The organism is Nonomuraea spiralis (genome assembly GCF_014648435.1).
GTDB lineage: Bacteria > Actinomycetota > Actinomycetes > Streptosporangiales > Streptosporangiaceae > Nonomuraea > Nonomuraea spiralis.
In genome coordinates this window covers 12,588-28,439 of the sequence record NZ_BMRC01000041.1, presented here as the reverse complement: position 1 = coordinate 28,439, position 15,852 = coordinate 12,588, and the positions used below count along the sequence as shown (strand labels likewise).

Sequence of the window (15,852 nt, the reverse complement as noted above, 5' to 3'; positions counted from 1 at the left end):
TCACTTCACCTCTTTGCGATTGTCGATCTTGTAGTCGTCAGGCCAGGTCCAGCGCCGGACGTCGGTGTTCAGCGCCGCCAGCCGGTCGACGTGGGCCGTGGACTTCGTGTAAGTGATAAGCAACTGGTCCGCGGCGCGGGTGGCGCCGACGAACCCGACACGTTCCCGTTGCCTGGTCGGCTCGTCGATTCCCGCCGGTAAGGTTTCCAATCCGACCAGGAACACCATCGGGAACTCGTAGCCCTTCCCGGAATGCACGGTGATTATCTTCACCGTCGACGTGTTGGAGTCGAATCCGGACGGGTCGTTCCGGTCGAACACATGGAACGGAATATCGGCCGAGGTCAACGCGGCACGCAATTTTGTAAGGCCGCGCCATTGCGTGAGCAGGACGGCGATCTCGCCTGGCTGCCGCCGTCCGTCGGCGAGCAGAGCGGCGATTTCCCAAACAACGCAGTCGAGTTGCGCGTTCTTTGAGTCCGCCCAGATCAGATCGACCGGTTGCCCGTCCGGCGCACCGTCGATCCCGGCCACATGTTGCCCGGTCAGCACGCTTGCGGCGCGCAGCACTTGTTTCGTGCTGCGGTACGGCCGAGCCAGCGTGTGGCGGACGACGTCGCGGCCAGTTAGCGCCGAGGTCAGATCGACGTCTCGGTACAGCCCCTGCGCCTGGTCACCGACGAGCAACGCGCCGCCACGGCCGGGCCGGACGGTGTCGAGCGCGAACTGTAGCCAAGCCGGGTCGAAATCCTGTAACTCGTCGACAAGCAATGCGTCGAAGGCCTGCGGAATCCCGCGTGCCCTGGCCTTGGTCAGATCCTTGGAAGCGCCGTCGCCACCATTGAGATCCATCCGGAAACCAAGCCGGTGGGCGAACTTGCCGACTGTGGTCACCAGCACCGACGGGTCGTTCACTAGTCGCGTCACATACGCCACCAGCGCACGGTTGTACACCAGCACGGCGATCTCCCAGTCCGGATGAACCCGGCGCAGTTCCCGTGCCCGGGCGGCGAGCAGCAACGTTTTCCCGCTGCCCGGCGGCCCGGTCGCCACGGCCACGTCGGAGATCGGCGCCAGCGCGGTCACGGCCTGCGAGGTGTCCAGTTGGAACCGGGCTGCGGCCCGGTCCGCCGCCCCCGGGTCGGTGGAGCCGGTGCGCCCGGACTTGCTGAACACCACAGACGGCGCGAGGCGGTCGACGATGGCGGTGAACTCGGCGTCCGGGATCGGCCGCTGAGGCAGGTGATCCGGCCAGGCCGGATCGGTGAGGTCCTGGCGGGACAACACGATCCGCTTGGCATGCGGCTGGTCCGAGCCGAGTAGCCGTCCTGCCGCAGCGCCGAGTACCACCGCCGCGCCGACCGCAGGTGGGCCGAGACCGGTGAGCGACTCGCGTAACTCGGCGCGTTTCCGGTTGATCGAGACCCAGGGCTGGCGGTCATCCGGCGACGTCCCGTTCGGGTCGAGGTCGATGGCGTACAGCCCGGCCATGCGATCGATGAGCAGTAGATCGGGTCGGTCAGGTCCGTCCGCGACCAGCAGCACGGCGCCCTCGCGACCGGACACCGCGGCCGCAGCCTCCGTGAACACCGGATCGATCCTGAACATCAAGAAGCCTTCCCATGTCGCTACCTACTGATCGGTTCGTCCGAAAAGCCGCTGCTCCTCGTCCAAAGTGGACAGAACGGCGGCGGCAGCGTCCCGTTCCGCGCGGTCCTTGGGCGCGAGTTGGTCCAGTTCGTCCTGAATGGCCTCGCGGGCGGTCGCGGGGTCGATGCGGTGGTCCAGGCCAGGCACCCCAATGCCTAGCTTGACTACCAGATCGGAAATCCGGGCCCGCTGCTGTTCGCGACTCGACCGCAACACTTCGCTGCTGGCCGCCCGCAACCCGGCCAGTCTGTCGAGCAGTACTAGTAGCACTCGGAGCACGTCGACCCGCGCGGACCGGGTGCCGTGGATCCGCAACCACGCGGGCCAGGACGACAACGCCAGATAACCGCGCGCCGGCATGAGCTGGGTGGTGAGGGCTGGAACCACCCACATCGACCGGGTGCTGCTTTTCGCCCGATAGGCGCGCAGCTCGTCCCGACGAATACTGGCCAATGCCCGTGGCGCAAGTTCGGAGCCGAAGTATGCGCGGCAGAACTCGGCGATCAGCGCGGGATTCGCCGGCACCCCCAACTCGCTTAATGCGTCCACCGCCTGCTGGCGCGCCGGTGTGGCGGCAGAGCTCGCCGTGCCGGTCGTGGCTTGGCGCACGGACTGAGCGGCCGCGTCGAGTGCTGTGCCCACCCGCTCGGCGGCCTGCTGGTCAAGGCCGGGTGTCTTGGTCAACGCGGCCAGCTGACGTAGCAGCTCGTCGATGTCCAGCGGCTGCGGCCCTTCCTGCATGTTCCAGACTCTACCAGACTTTTCCAGATGCCAATGGGGAGAGCCGTGTACTGCTGGTGTTGGTGATTCATGCACGCACTGCGCCACCACGGGATCGCGTTATCCTGCCGAGTCGTTACACTGAAGGCGCGTGTTGGTTGACCGCCGTTTGCGCCGCCGACCGCGACTGGTCAAGCAGGTGACCGACGAGCCACGCTCCGGGCCGCGACACCTTGAACCGCGCCGGGTTCGGTGGAGGCTTGATCTCTTGAGAGGGTCGAGTCCATGCCAGGTAAGTCTCCCCACCCCGTCGAGCTGCGCCGCCGAGCGGTGCGGATGGTCGCCGAAGTGCGGCCGGATTACCCGACCGAGTGGGCCACGATCAACGAGGTGGCGACCAAGCTCGGCATCGGCACCGCGGAGACACTGCGCACCTAGGTCCGCCAAGCCCGGATCGACGAGAGGCAGCCGGCCCGGCCGCACCACGGATGAGTCGGCTGAGTTGAAGCGGCTGCGCCGGGAGAACGCCGAACTCCGGCGCGCGAACGAGATTCCGAGAAGGCTGAGCCGGAAGCTCTCTTCCATCAGGCCCAGACTGCCGGCTCGCTGGTACAGCACCTTGCTCAGGTGAGGTTGGACAAGGCCTGATCCCTCGGGCTCCGACAGCTGAGCGTATTGAGAAGGTCCTCTCTGCCATCGACGCGGACGCCCTGCTGGGTGTTGTGTCGGTGACGACTCGAGCCGGGCAGGAGACAGGTGCCGGAGGTAACCCGTGGCTCCAGCCGATCCCGGCCGCCATTTTCGCATCTTCTCCCTCCAGTTCTCTGGTGCGATGTCCAACGATGAGCATGGCGTCAAGAGCGCTGGCAACTTGACTTCCCGCAGCTTTCCATGACTCGGGAAGGCTGTTCCTCCGCTGCACTTCCAATGCAAGACCTCGCCACGCTGTTACTCTGGTGGCCACCAGATGACGTGGCCGCTACCGCCACAGGGCGGGACATGTACGGGATGATCTTGAACAGCCCAAACGTCAAGTGGGCTATTAGCCCAGCTCAAGCGGTCGCAACCGGCGGAGGAAGCTCCACTCTCCTAAAGCGGGTGCCGCAGGTTCGAATCCTGCCGGGGGCACCACGTTCGACCAGCAGCAAAGCGCCCTCAACCAGGGGGAACGCCCGTCAAGGGCTTTTTCGTGTGTCCGGTGACGTACGGCTGTCGGCGATCATTTGCGGGAGATCCTTCCCAATGTCTTCCCAAGGGCTGCACGCTTTGCACTGCCACCGTCAATCGGCTTGCCCCAAGGACACTCTCACCCAGACCTACCCCACAGCGCGATCACAGCCCCGAAGAGCACGCCCATCATGGTGGTTCTGGCGATAATCGCCTTTAGCCCGATCATCGGAACGACCGGAGGCCACCGTTGCCCGGGTGTCACGACTTCGTGACCGGGAAGCCACTGCTGAGGCTCCTGCGAGCGGACAACGTGAAGAGTCTTGGACCCGGGCGGCCATGCTGCTAGACGGATCGGCCGCCACGGCTGGAGTCTGCCGAACTTGATCAGCGGGACCGTTTCCGCCGGCACCTCGCCTGGACGCGAGCCCCAGCAACTCGACTCCCACTCAATTTGGGAGCAGGTGGTCAGTTCTGTAGCCATCGTGCGAATACACCTCGGGAGACGTCAGTGGGCTGCCAAGCTTGGTAGGTGGCAACGAAACCCCTCGCCGGCTACCGAAGAGAAGATCCTCCCTCGAGCGAAATGGGCGGCGTTCGCTTGACGCCGATCGGCGCGGCGTTGGCAGGTGCTTTACTGCTGGCCGCAGCTGGAGTAGCCGGCCTGGTCGCAGCTTTGCTGATCGCCTGGGGGACTCCGGAGATGGAGCCGCCCCCCGCTCTTCACTGGCAAGCCTCCTAGAAATGATCAAAATCTCTGGCGCCACAGTTGCCGGGGTCGGCGGCGTGATCGCACTCGTAGTTGCCTACCGGCGGCAGCGCGTGCTCGAGACGACCTCCGCGCTCGAACATTCCAAGGAAGACCGCGAACGCTCCCGTGTGTTCAACGAACGCTTCGCAACCGCCTGCGGTCGACTCGGCGAGGACAACGCGGCTGTGCGACTAGCAGGCATCCATGCTCTCGCCGGACTCGCCGACGATTGGCCTGCTGGCCGCCAGACATGCATCGACGTACTGTGCGCCTACCTGCGCATGCCCTACGAGATCACCCCCGAGCCAGACGCCTCCGTGGAACATCGGCTCTATCTGCAGTCGATGGCCGAGGTCAGACGTACAATCTGGCGGATCATCGGCGCTCATCTGCGACTGGAGACAGGACCGTCGTGGCACGGGCACGACTTCGACTTCACCGGCGCCGTGATCGACTGCGATGTTCCTTTCTTCGGGGTACGGCTTTCAGCCGGCACACTGATGTTCAGCGGCGCCCAGATCGTCAGCGGAAACGTCTGGTTCCACAAGGCGGAATTCTCGGGCTGTGAGGTAGTCCTGTCCAACATGGAGTTGATCGGAGGCGAACTGTCGTTCCATGGAGCGACATTTTCCAGTGGTGTGATTTGGCTGGTAGGCACGCAGTTCCGCGGCGGAGAGGTGTCCTTTGGTCATGCCGACTTCTGCGGCGCCGAGGTCTGGTTTGCCAACGCGCAATTCCGTGGGAGCAAGGTGTGGTTCGACCAGGCACGGTTCCTGAACGGCAAGGCATATTTCGGCTCAGCGGTGTTCAACCGCAGCGAGGTCACATTCGAAGGCGCACGGTTCGAAGGCTGCGAGGTGGATCTGCGAGCCGCCTCTGGCGTGGACCCCGCCTTGTTCGGACTAGCCCCCGCCGCTCCTGGTTTGCTTCTCCCGCCTCCGGAGCAGCGGACTACTCATCAGGATCCGGATCAGAGGGGCGCGTAATCGCACTTTTGTGAACACGTTCATCCCGGAAATGGCAGCGGTGCTCAGCCGAACCGCTAGAACCCCGCACAGACCAACAACCTCAGCCGCGGGCGGGTGTGACCAGGATTCCCCTCGGCCTGGGTCAGCTCGACGCCAAGTGCACATTGAGGCTGTCCCAGCACCACACGATAGGAGCGCCGAGCCTCTGCTGGACGGCCATGATCAGATCGCGGACGCCAGGTGAAGCTCCTGTACTCGTTCTTGCGTCCGTGATAGACGGGCAGCTTGAACAGCATGTGCGAGCGCGCTGGTTGGAGCACATCGTTATGCACCGTGATCTCAACTCGTCTTCGACCAGGTGAGCATGTCACTAATTCATGGCTAAGCACATCTAGGCAGGGCAGGCGGGCACCGGCCTGATCCGGGTGACGGCCTTAAGCGGGACGATCTGGACATCCGCATTGGCCTTGATGATCAGTCCGCCCCCCGCGGTGTCAACGAGCGAGCCGCACAACCGCCCGCCATCTGACTCCACCACGACCAGCTGGGCGTCGGGCGCGGCCTTCGGGCCGAGCCAGGACAGTCCAAGCGCGAAGGCGACCACCGCCACGCCCGACACGGTCAGCAGCCGCGCTCTCGCGATGGCCTCCTGGACCCGTTCGACCTCGCCGCGCGTCCAGTCGCGCAAGTCCTCGCCGGTGAGCAGGGTCTGGTCGGACGGCGAGCCGGAGGCGGCGCCCACCGCGGTGAGCGTCGCCCAGGCCAGCAGGCCGAGCGCGATGGCGAGCAGCAGCGAGATCAGCCAAACGAACGGCTGCGCCAGCGCATCGACGGTGTCTCTGCCCTTGACGACGAGCACGGCCGCCAGCAGCGTCGTGATGCTGGCTAGTCCAGTGCGCCAGCTCTCCGCCTGCTTCCTGGCGATCTCTAACTGCTGGAAGCGTAGTTGTTGAGCGCGCTGCGCCCAACGCCACAAGTCGACGCTCACGACGGCAGCCTTACTTGCCAGTAGGCACCGCACCCGAGGTCCCACGCCGTCTCCGGACGGTTGGGGTGCATGTAGCCGCACTCGCAGTAGACGGTGCGCGGGCCTGTCGGCTTGGGCTTCTCCTGCTTCTCCCGTTTGAACACTCCTTTGGTGCCTGCGATCCCGTACACCCAAGGAGAGGCGGTCTTGCCCAGGCAGGCGGGACATGTGCCCGACACCTCCAGGTCGCCTGCCGGAGCCGGGGTCACGGCGAAGCCTGAATCCTGCAGGCCGCGGTCGTCCACCTGGTAGTCGATGGCCTTGTGGCTCTCGATGTCAGCCAAAGAGCTCCTCCTCTGGAAAGGTGAGGCCGAATAGGGCGGCGTAGGGCAGCAAGCGCTCGCGCACCTGGGTTTGGGGCTCGTCGAGTTGCTCAGCAGCCTGAGCCAGATGGTGCGCTGTGACTGTCGGGCCGATGGCAGGGGCGTGGCCGTCGAGGTGGACGGTGAGGGCGAGTAGGTCTTGCCAGTGGACAAGCGCGTCAGGACAGACGCCTGGTGGGTAGTCGAGGGTGAGCCCCAGCGGCACCAGCCTGTGCAGCCGCTCGTCTGCCGCGGAGACGTGCCAGCCGTAGCGTCCCGCGATCCGGACCAGGTCAAGGGCGCCGACCCGGCACAGGGTCGGTCTCTCGTTCCTGTCGTAGTTGACCTCGAGCAGCAGGTCGGCGTCGTAGACGTCGGGGCGGTAGTCACGCAGCTCGGGTGAGTCTACGGCGGGGATGGGAGCGCCGAGCTCGCGGTAGGGGGCAAGCTGGGCGAGGAACTCGCCCAGCGTCAGGCCAGCGTCGAGCGTGCCCCGGACGATCTCACCAGGAGTCAGGTGCCAGGTGGTCTCCAGCGGTATCGGCCATGCATCACCTGCTAGTGCGTAGCCCAGCTCGTCCGTCGGGGCCAGCACGCTCTCGTCGCGTGTAACCGGCGGTAGCAGGACGCAGGGAAAGACGGAGGCGACGTGCTCGCGGGCCTCGGCGATCGAACAGTAGAGTAGCCGGGCGACCCGGACGAGTTCAGCCTGGGTGATTGCCTCGACCCGTACGAAGGGCACGAGCGAACGGGCCACGGCAACCCGCCGCGGCTCCCTGTTGCCCCTGCCGCACAGCACCCACAGCAGTTCCGTGACCGCCATCGGTCCCGTGCAGAGTACCTGGCGGCCGTTCCTGCCCCGCCGCCGCAGGTCCTCGTCGATGAGCTCCAACTCCGCCTGGCCGGGCGCGAGGTCGGGCAGACCGGTGAGGTCAGGCAGCGACAGCAGGCCCGTCGCTGCCAGCCCAGTTAGTCCCGCGTGAGCTTCGTACAAGGTGGTGTCAGCTCTAGCCGCGATCGCTACCAGGTGCAGGGGTTCGAGCGCCTTGCCCGCATAGTCCGCCTGGCGCAGCGCCTCGACTTCCAGCGGAGTGGGCTCGCTGGGGTAGCGGTCGCGCTCGGCAACCCACATCCCCAGCGGCTGAAGTCTGTCGCACATGAGAAGGGTCTGGCCGATGGTCCGGCCGGTGTCGGCCGCAATCTCAACCAGCAGTGCGGGGCACAGCGCCCTTTCTCCCCATGCCGCCTGCCAGGTGAGGCGCATGGCCAGCAGAGTGTCGCCGGCGGTGCACACGTAGTCGGACAGCGCGCCGAGGTCGAGCTCCGGCGGCGTCCATCCCTCAGGCACCAGAGCAGCCGCCTTGGCGAGCACCTGCCCGAGCGGTTGGTCCAGCCCGTTGGATGCCTTCACGAGCTGGTAGGTGACGTCCTCGCGCGGAGGCTCGCCCGGCCGCGACCAGGCGGCCGTAGCCCAAAGCAGCGCGCTTTGTTTGTCGTCAAAGGACTGGCGCAGGGGTGGGAGCTCACGCGCGACCGTGACGTCGAGGCTGGTGATCGCGTAGCGCCGAAGCCGTTTCATCCGAGCGGCGACCTCCTCGTCCTCGTGGGCGAGCGCGTCGATCATCATGTCGAGGTTGGGGGCGACGGCCCTCGTGAAGGCGTCCAGCTGGGTCAGGAGTTCCGCGTCGATGGGGCCCGCCGTCGGGAAGCCGGAGGGGTCCTGCGTCACCGCCTGGATGGACGTGCCGGCCGGACGGGCGCCCGCATGGCGGGTCCACGCGCCGACCCGCCAGCCGGCGAACCACCTGGCGTGGTACCCGCGCCATCGCATGGGGTCGAGCAGCCGTTGGTCATCTGGCAGGCAGCCAAGAGCGGGCGATCGCATGACGGCGCCCGCCGCCATAGTTCCGCCGACCGGAATCTGGGTGTTCGTCCGTACTAGGTGGTTGAAGATGCGCTGGGCCACGCGCGGAGCCGACTCGGTCACCGCCCACAACCAGGTCAGCGTGAGCCCTGGCCACAACATCAGCGCCGGCAGTGAGCGCTCGATCTCCTCCTCCACCCAGTGCTCGTCCCACTTGCTCAGCTCCTTGCGGCTGACGCTGAACTGGGGCCTACGCAGGTCGCGTAGGTTGACCACCAGGCCGAAGACCTCCTCGTTCGTCTTGATACCGTCCGCGATCAGGCCGCCCTCGCCCGACACCCACCACAGGTCGTCGCCACACCGCAATGACTTGACCGTCTCCTCCTGGTAGCGCAGCTCGCCCGGTTCCCACGTCTCCGCGCCCACCTCTTCCTCCGCCGCGTCCACGGCGAACTCGGCGACCCACAGCAGCTGGCGCAGTGTGCGCAGGACCGAGATGTCCTCGTCTCCCGTCAGGTAGAGACGCACCATCGTGCCGCCCTCCGGCATGCCGGCGGGTGAGGGGGTGATCTGCAGCAGGCTGCCGCTGCTGGCGATGTGCACGTGGTAAGCCTGTTGCGAGACGATGCCGTTCCTGCCAACGGGCCTGGTGATCACAGAGATCTCGTCGGCCAGCATGAAGTAGCTGAAGACCCCGACGCCGAACTGGCTGTTGGACACCATGCGTAGGGGCGGGTGAACGCTCTGCCAGTCAGCCTGCTCCGCTCGGTACTCCTGCCGGTAGACGAAACGCTCCCCCGCGTTGGCGAAGACATGCAGGAGCGTGTCGGGGTCCATGCCAACGCCGTTGTCGCTGCACTCGATGTACGCGCGCCCGTCATCCACGCCCTGGCGGAACGTGATGCGACCCTTCCACGTGCCGGGCGGCACGCCCTTCGAGCGCAGGTAGTCGATCCTGGTGCGCCTGTAGCGGCAGGCATCGAGCGCATTCTGGTAGACCTCGCGTATGGCCATCGCCGGGTCGTCGTAGAGTTGGCGCCCCATCAACAGCTCGCGCACCTTCTCCTCGGCCAGCCTGAACGTGGTGACCGGCGTGGCGTAAGCGGGCTCCTCCGCCCGCTGCTCAGGACGCAGGCCCAGCGTGGTGACGCGCTCCGGCAGGCCCTTGGTGAGCTCTTGGGCCATCGACAGGCAGGCGCGCACGGTCTCCAGCGCTCTGGTCGCCCGGCCAGCCAGGTCCTGCATGGCCAGGTGCAGCGCAGGGTGGTCGCAGATGAAGTGCAGGTCGAGCCGGTCCTCTGCGCGCCGCCAGTCGAGCCGCTCCGCAGCGGACAGTACGGTAGCGAGCGGGAGTTCGAGCCGGGTGCCGAGATGGTCGGCGACGACCGAGGGCAACCGGCGGGCATCCGCAGCCAGAAGTCCCGCCACCCAGACGATCGCGGCGAGCCCACGCCAGCGGTCGTCCACATACACCTTGCCAAGCTGCTCCTGCACCTGGTGGTCGACCGGATCGGCGCCGACGGCGCGCACGATGGCCTCGATCAGCTTGGCTAGCTCGCCCCGCGTGGTGGCCGGGCCGCCCGCGTTGAGCAGGGGGACGCCGTCGTCGTAGGCGCGCTTCGCGTCTGGCCCACGCCAGAGGGACGACCCGGCCGCCAGCCATTGGTGCACCAGCCACATGGCCAGCGCGTCCCTGGCATCGTGCTCGCCTCTGGCCGCCAAGCCCTCCGCGCGTTGCACCAGGTGCTGGTGCATCTCGTGGGTGACCTCCAGGTCACTACGCGGACCGCTGACGTAGGTCCGTTCGAACGTGCCCGGTTCGATCCGCGCCGCCTGCCGTACCCCCTCAGCCATGACCCGCTCGCGCAGGAACGGCGCGGCCACGAGCATGCCCACCTCGCTCAGGGACAGCTCGGCGGACTCTGCCAGCAGCAGCGAGATCTGGCCGAGGACCCTGATCGGGTAGTTCTGATCGGTCCACGGGTCGTCAATGCCGGTGCGCCGGCGCAGCTCGGCCTTGGCCTCGCCGCAACGGCTCGCGCACGTGTCGACGACGTCCCAGACGGTGTCGCGCATGGCTGACACGGCCTGCGGACTGGCCTGGGCACGGCTCCACAGCGGGCTCGACTCCACCGCCCTGCGCCAGGCGACGGTCAGCTCGTCGCCGTCGCACACCTCCACCTCCGCCGCGGGCAGGGTGGTGCCGGTGAAGTGCGCCTCTGGCTCCTGCCTGTCGTCGGGCCCCAGACTCGGCTTGCGCGCCATCTGACGCCGCACGTCGTCGAGCACCTGTTGCAATGTACGTGCCGGGTTGCGGCGGTCAAGCGTCTGCGCGAGCGCCTGGGAGAAGTAGCTGCCCGCCTCCCCGAAGCGGCAACGCTGACCCGCTCCGCAGCCTGTCACCACGACGAAGTCGCCGCCCTGCAGATAGGGCAGCATGCCACCGCGCACGTCGGGGGCGTGCGACTGGGCGGGGTCGTCCCTGCAGGCGTCGACGAAGAAGGCGACCAGCCTGGCCCGGCACCGCTCCAGCTGCGGAGGGACGAGCGGGACCAAGTCCTCGACGGCGGGCGCGGCCGCGCCAGGATCGCGGTCGGCGTCGCTGGGCACCAGATAGTCGGTGCCGTTGACGGTGATGCCGTGCCCAGAGAAGTACAGCAGCAGCACGCCGCCATCGGGGACCGCCTCGCAAGCCCGTTTGATGCGGGTCCTGATGCGGTTGCTCGTGGGCTCGTCGGCCCCTTCCACGCCAAAAGTCTCCACGCTGGCGTAGTCGGACTGCTCGAGCGCCTGGCGCATGGCGCGTACGTCCATTCTGACGGCGTCGCCGATGTCGCTGAACGCCGCGTCATCGCATCGGGGGACACCGATCAGGAGGGCATGGCGCACCGTCATGCACATACCTTGCCATGGCGATTCGCCGCTATACGAGGGGAATCAAGGTCTTGGTCAGCGTTCGATTGAGGGTGCACGCGATGATCGAAGGTGCGGTGCGACCCAGGGTGGAGATCTGTTCGCTGAAGGTCTCCAGGTGGGCTCGACCGCAGTTGAGCGACGGCCCGCCACCCGCTCCCCTGGGCGTTCCCTCGGATGGCGTCGGACCTGGGCGTCCCTGCACCTCCCGGCCGGAGGTGATCCGTAACTCGACCACCCTCATCACCCTCATCCCAGAGCTCTCCTCGCCGGGCCTCGCGCGGGAAAGGATGCGATGACGACGCAGCAACGCCATGATGCTCCTCGGGGAGCCCGATCCATCCGTCGGGCTCCCCCTCGCTGGTCACAGCCCTAGTCGGCAAGGGCGTCGGCGATTCTCCGCTTTGCGGCCTCGTCTTGGCCGACGATGCATTTGGCGTAGATGCGTAGGAGCACATCGACGCTGTGTCCAGCCCATTCGGCGACCTGGGGTGCGGGGACACCGGCGTTGAGCCACATGGAGACGCAGGCGTGGCGTAGGTCGTATGGACGCGCGACCAACGGTGAGGCGATCTCTTTGTCTGTCAGGACTGTCTTGCGGGCGGCCTTCCATGCACGCCGGTAGGTGATGAACGGCAGCTCGCCGACCTTGACCCCGTAGAAGAGACGGCCGTGCGGCCCTTTGTCGAACGTTGCGAGGTGGGCCCGCAGGATGCGTACCAGAGGCGGCGGGATCGGCACGCTCCGGCTGTGGCCGACCGCGCGGTGCTTGAGTGCCCGTTCCTCGCGTGCCGTGCCACTGTCCGTCCAGTCCCTGCCGGCGTATGGCGCTGCTCTGATGAGGCGGAGTTCCCCCCAGGCATTGCCGTGTTCCTCCATCTCGCCTGTTTCTGAGTTCCTGATAAGGGGTGGGAGGGTGACGTTGTCTCGGCGGAGGTTGATAGCTTCCTCTGGGCGTAGGGCGGCGTAGTACATGAGGGCGAAGAAGGCCACCAGGCGTTCGCCGCTTGGCTGCTGAGCGGCCACGGCCGCGAGGAGCGCCTTGGCCTGGCTGTGGTTGACGACGCTGCGCCGGTCTACCTCGTAGGCGTTGGTCGGTGGCTTCCACTTCAGGGTCTTGAGTGGGTTGGTGGGCAGGAGCTTGAGTTCTACGGCGTAGTCGAGGGCGTTGGACAGCAGCATGCGGTGCTTGCGGACGGTGCTCGGAGCGGCGCGCGTGCCGTCGAGCAGGGAGGTGGCGGACTCCAGGAGGTCACGAACTAGGCCTGCGTCGTCGATGAGGGCGGAGATGGACTTAGTGTTGTCGGCCAGCCAGCGCAGTGTGTCGGCGGCCTCCTCGGGGGCTTGCTGGCGTTGCTTGGTGTTGAAGCCCCAACGGTGCATGGCTGAGCGCAGAGCGCGGTCTTCCGGCTTGCCACGGGTCGTGGTGTACATGGCGGGTGTGGCGGCGGTGAGGGCGCGGGCGATGTCCTGGCGGTACTTGGCGGCGGCGTTCTTCCATTTCATGTCGGCGAACTTGCAGGCGAAGTCGTACCAGCTCATCTCTGGGCGGTCGGTGCGGGCCCAGGAGACGGGTTCGCCGGTGAGGGTGCTGAAGGCTTCGCCGTTGCGGGCGGCGGTGAGCAGGGCGCCGCGGAAGGTGTCGGCCTGGGCGACGAGCTTGAACGAGCGCTTCCAGGTCTTCGTGGTGGTCTGCCAGGCCACGCGGTAGGAGGTGACCTTGCCAGCCGCGTTCTTCCTCGTCTCGATGGCGTAGACGCGGACGTTGTAGGTGAGGTCCTTCATCAGGCGGCGTCCTCCATCGTGGCGAGCCAGCGGTCCAGGTCGGCACGGCGGATGCGCAGGTCGCCGTTGGGCAGCTTGAGGCAGCGCGGGGCGCGGCCCTTGGCTCGCCAGTCGTAGAAGGTCGAGCGGGAGATCTGGAGTTCGGCGCAGAGGTCGGCGAGGGTGAGCATGCCTCGGTGGGTGGTGCCGGTGGCCAAGTGCGGCTCCTTGCGGATCAGGTGGTTGGGTGTTCGGCCCCGTGCTTGGTGGCTGTGGGCCGGGAGTTGATCAGGACGAAGGAAGAAGAAAGAACAGGTCGGCGCATGGCGGAGCCGGGATGGTGGTGATCGGCTTCGTTCGTGGCCGACGAAGAAAGGGCTGTCCTTCTGGGAGAGCGTTGGCGCTGCTGCGTGCTGGGCTGCGTCGGTCATGAGGTCTTGTTTCTTCTTTGTTCGTCGGGGCTGGTGCGGCGGTAGCGGAGGGACGGGCGGCCGCCCGTGGGCGTGGTGAAGGTCTCGTACTGGCCGGTGGCGGTAAGGCTGGTCAGGAGCTCGTCGAGAATCTGTTTGGGGACGTTGCGGGAGAACAGGGCGCTGATCTCCGAGCGGGTCATGCCGGTGCCGGCGGCCTGGTCAAGGGCACGGCGGATGCGGTCGATCTTCGGGTCGCGCATCTGCTTGTCCAGGACGAACACGGCCGAGGCGATGGAGTAGCGGACCAGGGCCGCGGCTGCTCCCAGGTCGGTGGTGGTGATGTGGGTACGAGCGTCGAGGGCGGCGTACAGGGCGGCGATGCGCAGGCAGTACGGGGCTGAGCGGCGGGTGAACTCGGTCCAGGCGTGGTCTTCGTCGTCGGCGGCGGTGAACTCCTCGTACAACTCCGTGGACCACTGCGCGCGGGCGTCCTCGTCGAGGGCGATGCGCTTGATCTGGCGGGCGGCCTTGACGGCGTCGTGGAGCCGGCCGCTGAGGCGGGCCAGCAGGTCGGGGGCGACTCCTTCCGGGATGGGCAGGCGCTTGGAGCGCTCGACGTAGACGGGCAGGAAGCGGTTGTAGGAGCCGCCCGCCATGTCGGCCTCGGCCAGGCGCATGCGGAACTCTTTGGGCGTGATGTGGCCGATGATCGCGATGTGCGGGTTCGAGGCCCGGTAGGCGTTGCGGGTCAGTACGGCGAGCGTTCGGCCGTCCCATGCCTGGCGGAGCATCGTGCCGAGCGTCGAGCCCTCGCGCTTGGCGCGGGCCATGACGGTGGAGAACTCCGGCTCGGTGACCGACAGGCGCTTGTCCATCGTGCCGCCGGGGTCGTCCGGGCTGTCGGGGTCGCGGATGCGCTCGATCAGCCCTTCGCCGGAGGACAGGCCGGTGACGCACAGATCGCCGTAGCCGATGCCTGCGTGGTGCAGGAAGATCTCGGCGGTGTCGGTAGCCTGGCCCTTCCGGCCGGAGCCGGTGCGGCCGAACAGCAGCGGCCAGATCAGGAGCGGGTGGCGGGTGTTGCCGATCTGGACGTACGGGCCGGGGCCGATGACCGCACCGCAGGCGGACAGGGCGGAGACCAGGACGCCGACCGGGTCGGCCTCGGTGGACGGGTCGGCGACCTTCACCAACTCCCCCGGCAGCCCGTAGAACATGGCCGGGTCGGCGGCCGGCGGCGGGACCGGCAGGCCGAGGGGCAGGTCGCCGGACTGGTCGCGGTGCAGGCGGGTGATGGTGGCATGGGCGTCGAGGTTCTCCAGGATGGTGGTGGCGTCGAGTGGGTTGGTCATGCGATCCCCCGGCGTGGCTGGCGTGCTCCGGCGGTCAGGCCGGAGCGGATGGTGGCGGCGGCCTCTCGGGGGGACAGGCCGGCGGCTTGGGCGGCGGTGTGCAGGGCGTCCTCGGTCAGGCGGTGCGGCAGCAGGCCCGTGGCGACGAGTTGGCCGAGGGCGAACGCGGCGGCGTTCAGGGTGTGGTTGCGGGTTCCCGGCCCGGCGTCGAGGACGTGCTGCAGCTCGTTGTGGAGTGCGGTCGTCGCGTAGCCAGTGGACTGGTTGCCGAGGGCGGCCAGGACGTCATGGACCGAGACGTGGACCGCTTGGTGCTCGTGGTCGGTGCGGGCCAGCCGCTCTGCCAGCCAGGGCGGCAGCGGGGCGGGCTCGGCGGTGTGGATGGTGTCGTAGGTTCCGGTGCCGTCCGGGAGGTCGACGTAGCTGCCTGGTGCGACGACGTAGCCGCCGCTGGCGCGGGTGTCGATCAGCCAGCCCAGTCCTTGGCCCTTGGCGCCGGAGGTGTTGCCGAGTGTCAGCCCTTCGGGTGCGGTGAAGTACAGGTGGGTGCCGCCGCGCCGGGTCCGGACCTGGAAGGTCTCCAGGGGTAGCGGTTGGCCGGCCTGCTCGCACAGCAGGGCCAGGACGTCCGCCCCGTCGTTGACTCCAGGCTGGTTCCAGGGCGGTGGGGGCTGCTCGCCGTTCTTCGGGGTGTCCAGGTCGATGACGACGAGGTTCGACGGGCCGGTGGCGATGCCGATGTTGTACGCGGTGGCGGTCCAGAAGCGGCTGATGGTGTCGGCGTCGGTCGTGTGGTGTTCCTTCCACTTCCAGCCTTTGAGCGGCACCTTGTCCCCCGGCGCGAGCGGGAAGACGTGCCAGCCTCGGGCGGCGGCGGCCAGGGCGTAGGACCGCGTCTGGCGGGGCGGATGAGGTGTCATGCTGGTGGTTGCTCCTTGAGTCGGCCCCGCGGGGCCGGTGA

10 protein-coding genes and 1 pseudogene are annotated in these 15,852 nt (G+C 67.4%); 2 read left to right on the top strand and 9 right to left on the bottom strand.

Features of this window, described 5'->3' with window-relative positions:
* Positions 1–1,608, bottom strand: a complete 1,608-nt coding sequence (locus IEZ27_RS48535; RefSeq protein ID WP_189653446.1) for a 3'-5' exonuclease — start codon at positions 1,606–1,608, stop codon at positions 1–3.
* 24 nt (positions 1,609–1,632) lie between these two features.
* Positions 1,633–2,391 carry a hypothetical protein gene (locus tag IEZ27_RS48530; protein ID WP_189653445.1) on the bottom strand — a complete coding sequence of 253 codons (759 nt, stop codon included), beginning with the start codon at positions 2,389–2,391 and terminating at the stop codon, positions 1,633–1,635.
* 264 nt (positions 2,392–2,655) lie between these two features.
* Between IEZ27_RS48530 and IEZ27_RS54585 the strand changes: the two are divergent.
* Both IEZ27_RS54585 and IEZ27_RS48520 read left to right on the top strand, forming a co-directional pair.
* Positions 2,656–2,923 (top strand): annotated as a pseudogene (locus IEZ27_RS54585) (transposase); the annotation flags it as partial.
* 1,358 nt (positions 2,924–4,281) lie between these two features.
* Complete coding sequence (locus tag IEZ27_RS48520) at positions 4,282–5,274, top strand: pentapeptide repeat-containing protein (protein WP_189653443.1); 993 nt, start codon at positions 4,282–4,284, stop codon at positions 5,272–5,274.
* A 373-nt stretch (positions 5,275–5,647) separates the two neighbouring features.
* On the opposite strand, the gene IEZ27_RS48515 is transcribed toward IEZ27_RS48520, so the two are convergent.
* From IEZ27_RS48515 to IEZ27_RS48485, 7 genes are all read right to left on the bottom strand, one after another.
* The gene (locus tag IEZ27_RS48515; RefSeq protein WP_189653442.1) at positions 5,648–6,244 is read right to left on the bottom strand and encodes a hypothetical protein; all 597 of its coding nucleotides are present in this window, start codon (positions 6,242–6,244) and stop codon (positions 5,648–5,650) included.
* Positions 6,241–6,567, bottom strand: a complete 327-nt coding sequence (locus IEZ27_RS48510; RefSeq protein WP_189653441.1) for a hypothetical protein — start codon at positions 6,565–6,567, stop codon at positions 6,241–6,243. Before IEZ27_RS48510 ends, IEZ27_RS48515 begins: the two co-directional genes overlap by 4 nt.
* Positions 6,560–11,344, bottom strand: coding sequence for an HD domain-containing protein (locus IEZ27_RS48505; protein WP_189653440.1), 4,785 nt, complete (start codon positions 11,342–11,344; stop codon positions 6,560–6,562). The genes IEZ27_RS48510 and IEZ27_RS48505 overlap by 8 nt, the downstream gene beginning before the upstream one ends.
* Positions 11,345–11,734: 390 nt before the next feature.
* On the bottom strand, positions 11,735–13,147 hold the full coding sequence (locus IEZ27_RS48500) for a tyrosine-type recombinase/integrase (RefSeq protein WP_189653439.1): 1,413 nt from the start codon (positions 13,145–13,147) through the stop codon (positions 11,735–11,737).
* The gene (locus tag IEZ27_RS48495; protein ID WP_308427367.1) at positions 13,147–13,344 is read right to left on the bottom strand and encodes a helix-turn-helix transcriptional regulator; all 198 of its coding nucleotides are present in this window, start codon (positions 13,342–13,344) and stop codon (positions 13,147–13,149) included. Before IEZ27_RS48495 ends, IEZ27_RS48500 begins: the two co-directional genes overlap by 1 nt.
* 209 nt (positions 13,345–13,553) lie before the next feature.
* Positions 13,554–14,891, bottom strand: coding sequence for a YfjI family protein (locus tag IEZ27_RS48490; RefSeq protein WP_189653438.1), 1,338 nt, complete (start codon positions 14,889–14,891; stop codon positions 13,554–13,556).
* Positions 14,888–15,811 carry a bifunctional DNA primase/polymerase gene (locus tag IEZ27_RS48485; RefSeq protein WP_189653437.1) on the bottom strand — a complete coding sequence of 308 codons (924 nt, stop codon included), beginning with the start codon at positions 15,809–15,811 and terminating at the stop codon, positions 14,888–14,890. Before IEZ27_RS48485 ends, IEZ27_RS48490 begins: the two co-directional genes overlap by 4 nt.
* Positions 15,812–15,852: the final 41 nt, after the last annotated feature.

Excerpts from the sequence above, each read along its gene's own strand:
- IEZ27_RS48490 (WP_189653438.1), bottom strand. The coding sequence starts at position 14,891 with ATGACCAACCCACTCGACGCCACCACCATCCTGGAGAACCTCGACGCC.
- IEZ27_RS48530 (WP_189653445.1), bottom strand. The coding sequence starts at position 2,391 with ATGCAGGAAGGGCCGCAGCCGCTGGACATCGACGAGCTGCTACGTCAG.
- IEZ27_RS48520 (WP_189653443.1), top strand. The coding sequence starts at position 4,282 with ATGATCAAAATCTCTGGCGCCACAGTTGCCGGGGTCGGCGGCGTGATC.
- IEZ27_RS48535 (WP_189653446.1), bottom strand. The coding sequence starts at position 1,608 with ATGTTCAGGATCGATCCGGTGTTCACGGAGGCTGCGGCCGCGGTGTCC.
- IEZ27_RS48505 (WP_189653440.1), bottom strand. The coding sequence starts at position 11,344 with ATGACGGTGCGCCATGCCCTCCTGATCGGTGTCCCCCGATGCGATGAC.
- IEZ27_RS48500 (WP_189653439.1), bottom strand. The coding sequence starts at position 13,147 with ATGAAGGACCTCACCTACAACGTCCGCGTCTACGCCATCGAGACGAGG.
- IEZ27_RS48485 (WP_189653437.1), bottom strand. The coding sequence starts at position 15,811 with ATGACACCTCATCCGCCCCGCCAGACGCGGTCCTACGCCCTGGCCGCC.